Origin of the sequence: Pseudomonas abyssi (assembly GCF_003444685.1) — a bacterium.
Taxonomy (GTDB): domain Bacteria; phylum Pseudomonadota; class Gammaproteobacteria; order Pseudomonadales; family Pseudomonadaceae; genus Halopseudomonas; species Halopseudomonas abyssi.
Genome location: NZ_LMAZ01000002.1, coordinates 69,047 through 82,868, shown reverse-complemented (window position 1 = coordinate 82,868; position 13,822 = coordinate 69,047). Strand labels below are relative to the sequence as shown.

The following is a 13,822-nucleotide window of genomic DNA, read 5'->3' as shown; positions in this document are numbered from 1 at the left end:
GATGAGGGCTGCCGGTAATCGTGACACCGGTATGAACTGCAGCGGGGCATTCGTGCGGCGTTTCCATCATGTGGCCTTGCGTAGGGGTCACCACTGAGAAGGAGTGGCACATGCCCGTTATTACCCTCCCTGACGGCAGTCAACGTCGTTTCGATAATCCCGTTACCGTATCCGAAGTCGCCCAATCGATTGGTGCCGGCCTGGCCAAAGCGACGATCGCCGGCAAGGTTGATGGTCGCCTGGTCGATGCCTGCGACCTGATCGAGCAGGACGCAACCCTGCAGATCATCACCGCCAAGGACGAGGAAGGCGTCGAGATTATCCGCCACTCCTGTGCTCACCTGATCGGTCATGCCGTCAAGCAGCTGTATCCCACCGCCAAGATGGTGATCGGCCCGGTGATTGATGATGGCTTCTATTACGACATTTCCTACGAGCGCCCCTTTACGCCGGATGACATGGCGGCCATCGAAAAACGCATGGCCGAGCTGATCGCCACCGATTACGACGTAATCAAGAAGGTGACCCCGCGTGACGAGGTCATCAAGGTGTTCGAGTCCCGTGGTGAGGAGTACAAGCTGCGTCTGGTCGAGGATATGCCCGACGAGAAGGCGATGGGCTTGTACTACCACGAAGAATACGTCGACATGTGCCGCGGTCCGCACGTGCCGAACACCCGCTTTTTGAAAGCCTTCAAGCTGACCCGGATTTCTGGTGCCTACTGGCGCGGCGATGCGAAGAACGAGCAACTGCAGCGTATTTACGGCACTGCCTGGGCAGACAAAAAGCAGCTGGCTGCCTACATTCAGCGGATGGAAGAGGCCGAGAAGCGCGATCACCGCAAGATCGGCAAGCGCCTGGACCTGTTCCACACCCAGGAAGAAGCGCCTGGTATGGTGTTCTGGCACCCCAATGGCTGGTCTATTTACCAGGTGCTTGAGCAGTACATGCGCAAGGTGCAGGTAGATGCAGGCTATAAAGAGATCAAAACGCCTCAGGTTGTTGACCGCGTGCTGTGGGAGCGCTCCGGTCATTGGGAGCACTACGCTGCCAACATGTTCACTACCGAGTCGGAAAGCCGTGATTACGCGGTTAAGCCGATGAACTGCCCGTGCCACATCCAGGTGTTCAACCAGGGTCTGAAGAGCTACCGCGAGCTGCCCCTGCGCTTGGCCGAGTTCGGCTCCTGCCACCGTAACGAGCCGTCTGGCTCGCTTCACGGCCTGATGCGCGTGCGCGGTTTCACTCAGGACGATGCGCACATCTTCTGTACCGATGAGCAGGTGAAGAAAGAAGCCGCAGACTTTATCGCCCTGACCCTCAAGGTTTACCGTGATTTCGGCTTTGACGATGTTGAGCTGAAGCTGTCTACCCGCCCGGAAAGCCGCGTTGGTGACGATGCGCTCTGGGATCAGGCGGAAAAAGGTCTGGAGGATGCGCTGAACGAGGCGGGTCTGGAGTGGGAGTTGCAGCCGGGCGAGGGGGCATTCTACGGTCCGAAGATCGAGTTTTCGCTGCGCGACTGTATCGGTCGGGTCTGGCAGTGCGGCACGCTGCAGCTGGACTTCATGCTGCCGGGTCGTCTAGGCGCGCAGTATGTGGCTGAAGATGGCGCGCGCAAGACGCCGGTCATGCTGCACCGCGCGATTCTTGGTTCCTTCGAGCGCTTTATCGGGATTTTGATCGAGCACTACGCGGGTGACTTCCCGGCCTGGCTTGCACCAACTCAGGCTGCGGTGCTGAATATTACCGATAATCAGGCTGAATTTTGTGCCGAAGTAGAGAAAACTCTCACTGATTCGGGCTATCGTGCCGTTGCGGACTTGAGAAACGAAAAGATCGGCTTTAAAATCCGCGAGCATACTTTGCACAAGACTCCCTACCTGCTGGTAGTCGGAGACCGCGAAGTAGAATCGCAAACCGTGGCCGTGCGCACGCGAGAGGGTAAAGATCTGGGTTCGATGTCTATCACCGAGTTCACTGCATTCCTCGACAGCGCTATCGCACAACGAGGCCGCCCGAATTCGGAGCAATAAAGATTAAACGCGAGATGAGACAAGACAGAAAAGCTGCGCAACGCCCGCCGATTAACGAAAACATCACGGCGCGCGAAGTGCGCCTCATTGGCCCCGACGGAGAGCAGGTCGGCGTCGTATCCATTCAGGAGGCGATAGCCGCCGCTGAAGAGGCCAAGCTGGATCTGGTTGAAATCTCCCCCGATGCGGCACCGCCCGTGTGCCGCATCATGGACTACGGCAAGCACATCTTCGAGAAGAAGAAGCAGCAAGCCGCCGCGCGCAAGAATCAGAAGCAGATTCAGATCAAGGAAATCAAGTTTCGTCCAGGGACGGAAGAGGGTGACTATCAGGTCAAGCTTCGCAACCTGATTCGTTTCCTCTCTGAAGGGGACAAGGCCAAGGTATCGTTGCGATTCCGTGGTCGCGAAATGGCCCATCAGGAGCTGGGCATGGAGCTGTTGAAGCGGGTTGAAAACGACCTGCTTGAATACGGCACCGTGGAACAGCACCCGAAGATGGAAGGTCGTCAGCTGATGATGGTCATCGCCCCCAAAAAGAAAAAGTAATCTCCAGGGCAACGCCAGGCCTTGCGATTATTTGATGCACTTCAATTTGGAGTAACTGAACATGGCAAAGATGAAGACCAAAAGTGGCGCTGCCAAGCGCTTCAAGAAAACCGGGAACGGCATCAAGCACAAGCATGCTTTCAAAAGCCACATCCTGACCAAGATGAGCACCAAGCGTAAGCGTCAACTTCGCGGCACTTCGCAGCTGAACGCTGCTGACGTCCAAAAAGTCGAGCGCATGCTGCGTCTGCGTTAATCATCAAGGTACAGGTTAGAGGAAGAAAGCAATGGCTCGTGTAAAACGTGGTGTCATGGCGCGCAAGCGTCACAAGAAAGTTCTCAAGCTGGCTAAAGGTTACTACGGTGCGCGTTCACGCGTGTTCCGCGTTGCCAAGCAAGCGGTTATCAAAGCTGGTCAGTATGCGTATCGTGACCGCAAGCAGCGCAAGCGTCAGTTCCGCGCGCTGTGGATTGCCCGTATCAACGCTGGTGCTCGTCAGAACGGTCTGTCTTACAGCCGCCTGATCGCCGGTCTGAAAAAGGCGTCCGTCGAGATCGATCGTAAGGTTCTGGCTGATCTGGCCGTGAACGAAAAAGCGGCGTTTACCGCGATTGTCGAAAAAGCAAAGGCTAGCCTGGCTTAAGCCCTCGTTACGACAATCACCGCGCCTCGCGGCGTGGCTGGCAACGTCAATGATAGGGGAAGAGCCTCCAAGCTCTTCCCCTATTTTTGTTTCTGGAGTACGTGTTGATGGAAAACCTTGACGCCCTGGTCGCACAAGCACTTGAGGCAATCAAACAGGCCGCAGATGTGGCTACGCTGGAACAGATCCGCGTGCAGTACCTCGGCAAGAAGGGCGAGCTGACTCAGGTGATGAAGACCCTGGGCAACATCCCGGCTGAGGAGCGTCCCAAGGTTGGCGCGTTGGTCAACCAGGCCAAAGAGCAGGTACAGAGCGTGCTCAACGGGCGCAAGGCCGAGATGGAAAGCGCCGCGATGAATGCCCGTCTGGCTGCCGAGCGTGTGGATGTCACGCTGCCCGGCCGTGGTCAGACGACCGGTGGTTTGCACCCGGTTACCCGCACCATGGAGCGGATTGAACAGATTTTTGCCCACGTCGGTTACACCGTCGCGGAAGGCCCCGAGGTTGAGGACGATTACCACAACTTTGAGGCATTGAATATTCCGGGCCATCACCCGGCGCGTGCCATGCACGACACCTTCTACTTCAACGCCAACACCCTGCTGCGTACCCACACCTCCCCGGTACAGGTGCGCACCATGGAAAGCCAGCAGCCGCCGATCCGCATCATCTGCCCGGGTCGTGTCTATCGCTGTGACTCGGATCAGACCCACTCGCCGATGTTTCACCAGGTCGAAGGCCTGCTGATCGACGAGGGTGTGAGCTTTGCCGATCTGAAGGGCACCATTGAGCAGTTCCTGCGCGAATTCTTCGAGGCGGATCTGGAAGTGCGCTTCCGCCCGTCATTCTTTCCCTTTACCGAACCGTCAGCCGAGGTGGATATTCGCCGCCGCGTAGTCAAGAACGGCGAAGAAAAGGCCGACTGGCTGGAAGTGCTGGGCTGCGGCATGGTGCACCCGGAGGTGCTGCGCATGTCCGGTATCGACCCGGAGAAATACCAGGGGTTTGCGTTTGGGATGGGTGTAGAGCGTCTGACCATGCTGCGTTATGGCGTGGGCGATCTGCGCATTTTCTTCGACAACGATCTGCGTTTCCTTGAGCAGTTCCGTTGAGCGCCGCACCCGCAACCCTTTTGACAGCAGGAATCGATAATGAAATTCAGTGAACAGTGGCTGCGCACCTGGGTAAACCCTGACGTTTCTCGTGACGACTTGGTGGCGCGCCTGTCCATGACCGGACTCGAAGTAGATAGCGTTACCCCGGCAGCCGGTGAGTTCTCCGGCGTTGTGGTGGGCGAGATTCTCAGTGCCGAGCAGCACCCCGATGCCGACAAGCTGCGTGTGTGCCGCGTCAGCAATGGCAGTGAGGAGTTTCAGGTTGTTTGTGGGGCGCCGAACGCTCGCGCTGGTATCAAGATCCCGTTCGCCATGGTGGGCGCCGTGCTGGGTGAGGACTTCAAAATCAAGAAGGCCAAGCTGCGTGGTGTCGAGTCCTTCGGCATGCTGTGCTCGGCGGCCGAGCTAAAGGTTTCAGAAGATCACGACGGCCTCTATGAGCTGCCGCAGGATGCCCCGGCCGGGCAGAACGTGCGCGAGTACCTGGGCCTGGATGACGCCATCATTGAAGTCGACCTGACGCCGAACCGTGGCGATTGCCTGTCTATCGCCGGCCTGGCCCGTGAAGTGGGTGCCAACTATGGCGCCGAGGTTTGCCGTGTCAAGGTCGAGCCGGTCGCGGCTGTCCATGAAGAGGTGCGTCCGGTAGAGCTGTTTGCTACCGAGGCTTGCCCACGTTATCTGGGCCGGGTGATCCGCAATGTTGACCTGTCGCGCGCTACGCCCCTGTGGATGGTCGAGCGCTTGCGTCGCAGCGATATCCGCAGCATTGATGCGGTGGTCGACATCACCAACTACGTGATGCTCGAACTGGGTCAGCCGATGCACGCCTTTGACCTCGCCGAAATCAAGGGCGGCATTCGTGTGCGCCTGGCCGAAGAGGGCGAGCAGCTGGTGCTGCTGGATGGCCAGGAAATCAGCCTGCGTGCCGATACCCTGGTGATCGCTGATCACGAGCGTCCGCTGGCCATGGCCGGCATCATGGGTGGGGAGCACAGCGGTGTGAGCGAGAACACCCGTGATCTGTTCCTGGAAAGCGCCTTCTTCGATACCATCGCCATCGCCGGCAAGGCGCGTGGCTACAGCCTGCACACCGACTCCTCGCACCGTTTCGAGCGCGGCGTGGACTGGCAGCTGCAGCGCGAAGCCATGGAGCGTGCCACCGCACTGATTCTGGAGATCGTTGGCGGTGAGCCGGGTCCGGTCATCGAGGCGGTAGAGCAGGGCGCGCTGCCCACGCTCAAGCAGATTACCCTGCGCAATGAGCGCATTACCCAGATGCTGGGTATGCAGATGAGCGAAGCCGACGTGGTCGGCTACCTCAAGGGGCTCGGCCTGGGTGTGAGCGCCCAGGCAGATGGTCAGTGGCAGGTAGATGTACCCAGCCACCGCTTCGACATCAGCATTGAAGTCGACCTGATCGAAGAGCTGGCTCGCCTGTATGGCTACAACCGCCTGCCCGTCAGCGCGCCGACAGCGGCACTGACCCTGGCCGGCAAGCCCGAAACCCGCGGTGAGCTGCCGATGCTACGCCGCCTGCTGGTTGCTCGTGGCTACCACGAAGCCATTACCTATAGCTTCATCGAGCCGGGCCTGAGCAAGCAGTTTGAGCCGAGTATCGACCCTCTGGCCCTGGCCAACCCGATCTCCAGCGACATGGCCGTCATGCGTCCCTCGCTGTGGCCGGGTCTGAGCAAGGCCGCGCAGTACAACCAGAACCGTCAGCAAAGCCGGGTACGTCTGTTTGAAACTGGCCAACGCTTTATCCCGGGCGGGGATGGCCTGCTGCAGGAAGTCATGCTGTCGGGTATCGTGACCGGCAGCCGACAGCCAGAAGGTTGGGCCAATGGTGCCGAGAAGGTCGACTTCTTTGACGTCAAAGCTGATGTTGAAGCCATCCTGGCGCAAAGCGCAGCCGGTGTTGCTTTCCGTTTTGCACCGGTTGACCACCCGGCACTGCACCCGGGCCAGTCGGCTTGCATCCTCAATGGCGAGGAGCAGGTCGGCCTGATCGGCGCGCTGCATCCGCAGCTGGTTGCTGACTTGGACCTTAACGGCCCCGTTTTTGTGTTCGAGTTGGCATTGGCGAAAATTTGCCAGGGTCAGTTACCACGCTTTGTGGAATTGTCCCGCTACCCTGAAGTCAGACGTGACATAGCGCTGGTGGTGGACCGTGACGTGCTGGCCGAGGATCTGCTGTCCTGCATTCGTGCAGAAGCCGGAGCCCATCTCAAAAACCTCAGGTTGTTTGACGTTTATGAGGGCAAAGGTATTGATCCGCATAGAAAAAGCATGGCAATCGGCTTGACGTTGCAGGATTCGTCGCGCACTCTTACTGATGACGAGGTGAATGCTGTCATGGACAGAGTGCTGCAGTCCTTGGAGCAAGGGTTCAACGCCACACTAAGGAAATAGGTCTAATGGGGGCTCTGACAAAAGCGGAAATGGCTGAGCGGCTGTACGAAGAGTTAGGGTTCAACAAACGCGAAGCCAAAGAGTTGGTCGAGTTGTTTTTCGAAGAAATTCGCAACGCACTCGAGACTAATGAGCAGGTGAAGCTGTCGGGTTTCGGCAACTTCGATCTGCGCGACAAGCGTCAGCGCCCCGGACGTAATCCCAAGACTGGCGAAGAAATACCCATTACTGCCCGACGGGTAGTGACCTTTCGCCCAGGACAAAAACTGAAGGCACGAGTAGAAGCCTATGCTGGAACCCAGCCATAACGACGAATTGCCGGCTATCCCCGGCAAACGCTACTTCACCATTGGTGAAGTCAGCGAGCTGTGTGCAGTGAAACCCCACGTTCTGCGTTATTGGGAGCAGGAGTTTCCGCAGCTGTCGCCGGTCAAGCGTCGTGGTAATCGACGCTACTACCAGCGCCAGGATGTCCTCATGATCCGCCAGATCCGGGCATTGTTGTATGATCAGGGCTTCACCATTGGTGGGGCGCGTCAGCGCCTGTCAGGTGAAGAAGCCCGCGAAGACCTCACCCAGTACAAGCAACTGATTCGTCAGACCATTGCCGAGCTGGAAGAAGTGCTTAACGTACTTCGCGTTCGCTGATGACCAAAAAAAACTTTCTCATTTCAGATAGTTAATGTATTATGCGACCCGCTTCGGCAGACAAACCGAAGCATCGTCGGGGCGTAGCGCAGCCTGGTAGCGCACTTGCATGGGGTGCAAGGGGTCGAGTGTTCGAATCACTCCGTCCCGACCAATAAAATCAAGGGGTTAGATCGATACGGTCTAACCCCTTTTTATTTGTCTCGCATTTTTGCCCCACTTTTTGCCTCACCGAATTTCTCGACATTGCCTTATTTGCGTTGAGTGCGTTCTCAGTTCGCTATTGGCCATCCACTGCACACTTGTTTGTGACGTCGATGAGGGCTGAGTTTTGCATTCGGGGCGCCGTTTTATCGAGTCGCAACCTTTAATGCTCGGCAGAATTCGCCAGTGCGTTGTCACTATCAAACAGCACTCGTGCCATGGGGCTCGGCTACTGTGTTTTTTGTTTGTCGGTTTTGACTTTTGCAATCTGCAGATCCCGGTCTGGCAAATGGTCGGAACGAGCCTAGTTTGATGCGGCCTGTGCCGTTATAAGAAGAGGTGTGCACATGGCGTCGCGTCAGAGGGCGTAGAGCTGACATGCTAATGTCCTTTCAGAAGGAAGTTCATGGGAGCAGGCGAGAGCGCCAGCTGGTATGTCCGCTGGGAGTAGACGAAAAAAAGCCCGCGTTGCGCGGGCTTAATACGGAGCAGTGCCGGTGTTGCTGATCAGTTCCCGGTGGCGCGCATGTGCTGAACGCTGAACATGTCCGGGGTGCTCAGGCTGGGGTCGACCTGGCCCTTGAATTGGCCGGTGGTGCAGTGCATGGCCTGTACGTCGATCATGCTGAAGCTGTCGTCAATGGATACGCCACTGCCCTGGTTGGCAGGCAGGTGGTGGTCCGGGTGGGCCTGGCCGATGGTGAAGGTTTTCCACATGCTGCCCTTGCGGTCATAGGCCACGGTACGCGGGATGGTGAAGGTCTGGGCATCCATGAAGTGCACGCGGCGGGACAGCGGGTGGCTGCCGTCGACCGGGGTGGCCTCCACTTCGTAGACCTTGCGCAGCTGCCAGGTGATGTTCGGGAAGCAACCGCCCTTGCCGGAGAACGCCACGACCTGATAACCGTCGCTGTCCTGATGGGTTTCGGTATCGAGTTGCAGCTCGTTGTGGTTATAGAAAGGCATGAGCATGTAACGGGTGCCCTTGTAGGCCCAGTTCATGTCGGAAATACGGCCGTTGTAGCCCTCGAAGTCTTCGATCATCAAGTCTGAACCAAGGAAGGCGTCGGTGACCTGACCGGTGGCCAGGCGGCGTACGCGGCGCTGAAAGCCCAGATACAGCCAGGAGTTGTCGCGCTTGAGGTCGTCCATGGCACGGTGGATGAGCAGTTGGGTGTTGCGCACATCATGTGGCTCGAGCACTTGCACGTAGATACCGCGGAACAGCTCCGACGGGTTGGGCGTGATCGCCGGCAGCGGCTCCTGATTGACCCGGCCGGTGAAGTTCAGGAAGTGAAAGTTGAACTTGATGGTGCGCTCAACCTTGTCGGTGTTCATGTCCCGATACTTCCAGTAGAACGGGTAGATGGCGGCGCTGTCGCCCCAGTTGTAGCCGTACTTGTAGTTCCAGGCGAGTTTCTCGCCGGCACGCGGATCGCTGGCATCCGGCTCTTCCGGGAACGGCCGTCCGGCCTGCCAGCCGTTCAGCTCGCCGGGCTTGGCACCCAGACTGACGTTGCCGAGACCCGCCCGGCTGGCTTCCACGTAGTTGGGATGAAGGTCGAAGGAGGTGGTCTCGCCGACCTTGATTTCAACCCAGCCCTGTTCGATGAAGTTGTAGAACGCCGGGTCGATGATGTCCCGGAACTGGGCAACGTTGGCCTGATTGATGGTCATGCCGGTGATGAGCCCCGGTGCGCTGGGCGCGGACTCACGATAGGGATAGAAGCTGTTGTCGACGACATCGGCCTGGGCCTGCGCGGTGCAGGCCATCGCCAGTGCCGTCAGTACGCCGGCCAGGATACGGGTGTGCTTGTTGTTGTTCATGCTGTTCTCCGAATCAGAAGCTGTAGCGGACGGTCAGTTGCAGTTCGTCCTGGTTTTTGGCCATGCCCAGCGGGCCGGCGCGGAAGCGACCCAGCGGCTCATAACCGGTCAGACCCAGGCTGAAACCTTCGGGGTGGCCCGGATAGGCGGCGGTGAAGGGGTCCCAGGGGTTGCAGGTGCGGCAGTCATCGAACTTGTTGGCACCGCTGCCGACCTTCAGGTTGGCGCCCCCGATGACCCGCAGGTTGTCGCTGACCAGCCATTCGATGCTCGGTGCGATGGTGGTGGCGCCGGCGCGGAAGTCATGCGCAGCCAGCAGTTGCGGGCTCAATCGGTCATTCATCCACCAGCCCTTGACCAGCAGGGTGCCGATCCAGTTGGCTTTCCAGTCCGGCATGCCGACTCGGCCCAGGGCCCGACGCTCACTCTGGTACTCGTGGATGTGCTGGCCAAAGATCTGACCCGAGAACAGGAAGGCGCGGCGGCTGTTGAGCCACGGCAGGAAGATGTTCTTGTCGGCACCGACCACATAGCGGGTGACGTTGCTCTCCGAGAACAAACGGGTCTGCATGGTGTTGGCGAACTCTTCCCCTTCGGTGTGGGCGAGTTCGACGCGGAACACGGTATCCAGCGCCTGGGCGTAGTAGTCCAGCGAGCCGCCGATCAGGTTGACGCGGGGGAAGTGGATGTCGAACGCGATCAGGTAGGGCCAGATGCCGGTCTCACCGGTGAACCCGTTCTGCGCCGGAATACCGCCGCGCAGCGAGGGCAGCTGGCTGCGATAGGTGAGGGCGTTGAGCGAGAAGCCAAGGTCGCGATAGACACCTTCAAGCTTGATGCCGAACTGGGTGTTGGACAGGCTCCAGTCGGGCATGTGCGCCTCGCGGATACCGATCTGGCCGGGGCCGAAGTCGGTCGCAATCGAGCCATTGGCAAAGTTGGCGACGGTGCCGCCGTGCTCCCAGAGTGTGTTCATGCCGCGGAAGAAGCAACCCGCGTCGAGAATCACGTTGGGCGAACCGCATTGGCCGATGTTGTGCGGACGGAAGCGGTCGAAGTTCCAGACGAAGGAGACGTTCAGGTCATCGAAGATATCGCCGGCGCCCATGCGGTAGTCGGATTTGACGATCCACATCGGGATGCGGATGTCTTCCAGCTCGTCGTAAATATTGTTGCGCGAAAAATCGACCGGGTTGATGACGTCCAGCACCCGGAACAGGTCGGTGCGGCCCCAGATGACCTGCTGTTTGCCCAGGCGGGTGCTGAGGATATGGCCGTTGTCGAAGTTGTAGTCGAAGTCGACGTACAGTTCGCGAATAAAGTCGAGCCGGTCATTGAACTCGGAGAAGCGCAGGTCGTTGGTGTCCTGATCCAGGTAGCCGTTGATACAGCCGCGGCTGTCGACATCACAGGGCCGCACCGGAACGCCAAAGGCGACACCGCCGCTGGTGCTATGCAGGTTCTCACCCAGCACAATCATGCCTTTGTTGGGGTGATTGGCCACATTAAAGGTGTTGGGCAATTGCAGACCGCCGCCGTGGGGCACACTGGTGCTGCCGCCTAAGCCGCTGGTGTTCTCCAGGCGAATGCTGCCGCCGGCGCGGCGGCCGTATTCGCTGCTGTTGAGGTCGTAGACCCCGTCGTAGCTGCCACGAAATACGCCGTTCCAGGAAACGTTGCTGAAGATGCCGAGTTCGCCGAACTCGCGCTCGGCGTTGATCTGCACCGTGTTGCGAAATTTCGACAGCCCTGCGGAGTCACGCACGTAGGTCGCGTTCTCGTAGAAGCCGGTTATCTCGGTTTCCTCACTGGCGATCGCAGCGCTGAGCGGGCTCAGCAACAGCCCGGTGCCACTCGCCAGAGCGAGGCTCCAGCGTCCGAGGCCTTTTATTTTTGTTTGCATTGGCAGTTCCTCATTTCAGTGGGGTAGGGTAGGACGAGTCGAGCTCAGCCTTGCCCCGTTATCAGCGCCCCGACAGGCTGCGGGGCACTGGCTGCCGGGCGATCGGCATGCAGGATGCCATCCTCGTCGGCGTAGACATCGGTGATGAAGCGCGGGCGCATCACCAGCACCCAGGAGGGCACCAGCAGCATGGCGGCCAGGCCGTTGATGACGATCATCACGCACAGCAGCATTGCCGCGTCGGACTGGAAGCGCAGGTCCGACAGCAACACCCACATGACGATGCCGGCCATCAGGGTGACGGCGGTGAAACTGATGGCCATGCCGGTGGTGGCGATCGCCTGGCGAACGGCATCGACCAGCCTGCCGCTCTTGGCCATTTCCTCGCGGATGCGGTCCATCATGTAGATCGAGTAGTCGATGCCCACACCAATGCCGACGGCGATGACCGGCACGGTGTTGATGTCGATGTTGAGTCCGGCCAGGCCCATGTAGGCGTAGGTAAGGGTGGTCGCGAAGGTCATCGCCAGCAGCATCATCAGCCCGGCGTGCCAGGAGGTGTAGAACAGCATCACGAAGGCGAAGATCAGCAGAAATACCAGGGGCAGCACGACCAGATTGGTTTCGAAGGCCGACTCGTTCATGGCCGCGGCAACGCCGAGGGTGCCGCCGGCCAGCCGGATGGTCAGGCCTTCAACCTGGCCGTCGTGTTCGGCGATCCATTCGCGCGCCATGTGAATGGCACGACGGATGGTCTCGCCCTGGCGATCCTTGTAGTAGAACACCAGGTTGGCGATGCGATCGTCGGTATCGTTGAACTCGTTCAACGCCCCGGGAATCGGGCTCGACGCCATATAGGTAAACATCAGGCCGCCGACGTAGTCCGCTTCATGGGGGATCTGGAACCAGCGTGGATCGTCGTTGTGCATCAGCCGGTTGACCTGCTTGATCAGGTCCGGCAGACCCTTGCTGCCACCGACCGCCGGATCGGCCAGCATGTGCGCCTGCAAGTCCTGCAGGGCGCGCAGTACCTCGGGCTTTTTCAGCCCGCCTTTCTCGGCGTGTTCGGCGATGATGTACAGCTCTTCGGAGCCGGGGAAACGGTCATTCACTTCCTTGGACGACAGGTTGTAGTCGTGGTCCGGGTAGAGGATGGGTGAACCCGGCTCCGAGTCGCCGATACGTACCTGGGAGGCGGCGACCAGACCCAGGGCAATGGCCAGCGCGGCAGCGCCAAGCACGACCCGCGCTGCGCCCGGACGGCTGACGGTGCGGGCACAGGTGGCGCCGATATGGCGCAGGAAGGTTTCCTTGATCTCGGGGTTTTTCGGTGTCGGCAGGATCGACAGCAGCAGCGGTACGCCAATCAGCACGGTCAGGATCACGGTCATCGCCCACAGCGAGGCATAGACGCCCAGCTTGGTATTCAGGGCAATGGAGCCGATGGCGATCAGCGACAGACCTACGGCGTCGGAGACCACGCCAAGCGAGCCCGGGCGGAACAGGCTGTCAAAGGTCGCCCTGGCCGCTTTCGGGCCGTTGCCAAGAACACGCACCTCGGCGTAGTAGCGCTCGACCAGTTGCACCCCGTGGCTCATCGCCCGCGCGGCAATGAGGAAGGGAATAACCAGCCCCAGCGGATCCAGGTTGAAGCCCAGCAGGCTGATGATGCCCAGGCCCCAGATGGTCGAGATCAGCACGCCGCCGAGGGGAATCAGCACCCCGTATGTCTTGCGGAAATGGAATACCAGAAGCGACAGCATGATCAGCACGGTAAAGATGAAGATCTGCAGAATCTGGTCCATGTAGGTGTAGGCCCAGCCCACCAGTACCGGCTGGCCGGTGGCATACAGGGTCACGCCATTGCCGCTTTCTGCCTCGCGCAGGGCCTGCAACTGGGCGAAGGTGGCGGCGTAGTCGAGCTGGCCTTCGATCAATTGCGCCTTGACCAGCGCCATCTTGAAGTCGGATGACACCAGCGGGCCGTAGATGCGCGGGTTGGCGGCCACATCCGCGCGCATCTGCGCCAGTTGCTCATCGCTGTAGTTGCCGTTTTGCGCGTCAAAGTAGGGCTCGGAGTTGATCGAGCCGACCTCGGTCAGCCAGATCTTGCGCGAGTTGCGGTGGGTGACGCTGGTCACCAGGTTGTGGTTGACGCCGGGCAGGTTGTCGACAGCCTGGGTGACCCGGTCGATGGTAGCCAGGTTGGCGTTGGAGAAAATGTCACCGTTGTCGAAGGCGACGCCCACGACCAGCACGTTGGCCCCGCCGAAGCTATCCTTGATGCTGTTGTGCAGCGCGATATAGGGGTGCTCCTGCGGCAGCAGATCGGCAAAGTCGGTATAGATTTTCAGCCCCGGTATGCGCAGCGCAAACAGCAGGGTCAGCAGGGCGATGGCGGCCAGCACCTTGCGCGGATTGTTGAACATCCACACCTCAAGACCGTGCATGACATGGGTAAAACGATGTAATCCAGACATGT

The 13,822-nt window shown here is 59.4% G+C and carries 11 protein-coding genes and 1 tRNA gene; 9 read left to right on the top strand and 3 right to left on the bottom strand.

Annotated elements, in window-relative coordinates:
* The first annotated feature begins 110 nt into the window (after nt 1–110).
* The 9 genes from thrS to ASB58_RS08425 all read left to right on the top strand — a co-directional run bounded on the left by thrS (nt 111) and on the right by ASB58_RS08425 (nt 7,560).
* Nucleotides 111–2,036: a threonine--tRNA ligase gene (gene thrS / locus ASB58_RS08465; RefSeq protein ID WP_118130091.1), complete on the top strand. Its 1,926-nt coding sequence runs from the start codon at nt 111–113 to the stop codon at nt 2,034–2,036.
* The gene (gene infC, locus ASB58_RS08460; protein WP_174704263.1) at nt 2,033–2,584 is read left to right on the top strand and encodes a translation initiation factor IF-3; all 552 of its coding nucleotides are present in this window, start codon (nt 2,033–2,035) and stop codon (nt 2,582–2,584) included. The genes thrS and infC overlap by 4 nt, the downstream gene beginning before the upstream one ends.
* 61 nt (nt 2,585–2,645) lie before the next feature.
* Nucleotides 2,646–2,840, top strand: a complete 195-nt coding sequence (gene rpmI / locus ASB58_RS08455) for a 50S ribosomal protein L35 (protein ID WP_083727856.1) — start codon at nt 2,646–2,648, stop codon at nt 2,838–2,840.
* 31 nt (nt 2,841–2,871) lie between these two features.
* The gene (gene rplT / locus ASB58_RS08450) at nt 2,872–3,228 is read left to right on the top strand and encodes a 50S ribosomal protein L20 (protein WP_083727855.1); all 357 of its coding nucleotides are present in this window, start codon (nt 2,872–2,874) and stop codon (nt 3,226–3,228) included.
* Nucleotides 3,229–3,335: 107 nt separating this feature from the next.
* A complete protein-coding gene (gene pheS / locus ASB58_RS08445; RefSeq protein ID WP_118130090.1) occupies nt 3,336–4,340 on the top strand; it encodes a phenylalanine--tRNA ligase subunit alpha in 1,005 nt (334 codons plus the stop codon).
* Nucleotides 4,341–4,379: 39 nt separating this feature from the next.
* On the top strand, nt 4,380–6,758 hold the full coding sequence (gene pheT / locus ASB58_RS08440) for a phenylalanine--tRNA ligase subunit beta (RefSeq protein WP_118130089.1): 2,379 nt from the start codon (nt 4,380–4,382) through the stop codon (nt 6,756–6,758).
* Nucleotides 6,759–6,763: 5 nt separating this feature from the next.
* Nucleotides 6,764–7,066 carry an integration host factor subunit alpha gene (gene ihfA / locus ASB58_RS08435; RefSeq protein WP_083727852.1) on the top strand — a complete coding sequence of 101 codons (303 nt, stop codon included), beginning with the start codon at nt 6,764–6,766 and terminating at the stop codon, nt 7,064–7,066.
* Nucleotides 7,047–7,406 carry a MerR family transcriptional regulator gene (locus tag ASB58_RS08430; protein ID WP_083727851.1) on the top strand — a complete coding sequence of 120 codons (360 nt, stop codon included), beginning with the start codon at nt 7,047–7,049 and terminating at the stop codon, nt 7,404–7,406. The genes ihfA and ASB58_RS08430 overlap by 20 nt, the downstream gene beginning before the upstream one ends.
* 77 nt (nt 7,407–7,483) lie before the next feature.
* Nucleotides 7,484–7,560: transfer RNA gene (locus tag ASB58_RS08425), tRNA-Pro, on the top strand.
* Nucleotides 7,561–8,117: 557 nt separating this feature from the next.
* Here the strand turns inward: ASB58_RS08425 and ASB58_RS08420 are convergent.
* Genes ASB58_RS08420 through ASB58_RS08410 form a run of 3 tightly spaced genes read right to left on the bottom strand, consistent with a single transcriptional unit; the run spans nt 8,118 to nt 13,820 of the window.
* Nucleotides 8,118–9,437, bottom strand: a complete 1,320-nt coding sequence (locus ASB58_RS08420) for a DUF1329 domain-containing protein (protein ID WP_118130088.1) — start codon at nt 9,435–9,437, stop codon at nt 8,118–8,120.
* A gap of 13 nt (nt 9,438–9,450) precedes the next feature.
* Complete coding sequence (locus ASB58_RS08415) at nt 9,451–11,340, bottom strand: DUF1302 family protein (RefSeq protein WP_118130087.1); 1,890 nt, start codon at nt 11,338–11,340, stop codon at nt 9,451–9,453.
* 44 nt (nt 11,341–11,384) lie between these two features.
* Nucleotides 11,385–13,820 carry an efflux RND transporter permease subunit gene (locus ASB58_RS08410; RefSeq protein ID WP_118130086.1) on the bottom strand — a complete coding sequence of 812 codons (2,436 nt, stop codon included), beginning with the start codon at nt 13,818–13,820 and terminating at the stop codon, nt 11,385–11,387.
* Nucleotides 13,821–13,822: the final 2 nt, after the last annotated feature.